This is a genomic window from Streptococcus mitis (assembly GCF_019929545.1).
GTDB lineage: Bacteria > Bacillota > Bacilli > Lactobacillales > Streptococcaceae > Streptococcus > Streptococcus mitis_BU.
On record NZ_JAHZPT010000064.1, the window covers coordinates 1 to 570 of the forward strand.

The following is a 570-nucleotide window of genomic DNA, read 5'->3' on the forward strand; positions in this document are numbered from 1 at the left end:
GGCTACATCCTGAAAGATGCCAAACAAAAAGAAGTAGCAGCTACAACAGGATTAACTGCAGACTCTAAAGATGAAAACATCGAAGTAGTTTACACTAAACTTGGTTCATGGGTACCGAAAGTACCAGAAGGTGAAACACCAATTGATCCACTTCCATATCCAAATGATCCGAACGATCCAACTAAACCAGGAAACGATAGACCAATCGTTCCTTACGTACCAGGAACTACACCAAAAGGTCCAAATGGAAACCCACTGAAACCAGTAGATCCAAACGATCCAAGTAAAGGATATGTTCCACCAACACCTGAAACCCCAACAGAAGATACTGAAATCACTTATGAGAAAGATACTCAGAAAGCAAAAGTAACTTATGTGGTAGAAGGAACTGGAACAGTACTTCACACAGATAACCTAGAAGGTAAATCTGGAGAACCAATCGACTACAGTACAGTAGCTAAACTTGCTGAATTGAAAGCTCTAGGATATGACTTAGTAAGTGACGGATTCACAACTGCTACAGATAAGAACTACGATAAAGATACGAAAGTAGATCAAAGCTTCGTAGTT

Annotated in this window: 1 protein-coding gene; it reads left to right on the top strand. The window is 39.8% G+C overall.

Features of this window, described 5'->3' with window-relative positions; translation table 11 throughout:
- A partial coding sequence (locus tag K1I71_RS09545; RefSeq protein ID WP_419991708.1) for a mucin-binding protein occupies window positions 1-570 on the top strand: 570 nt, incomplete at both ends.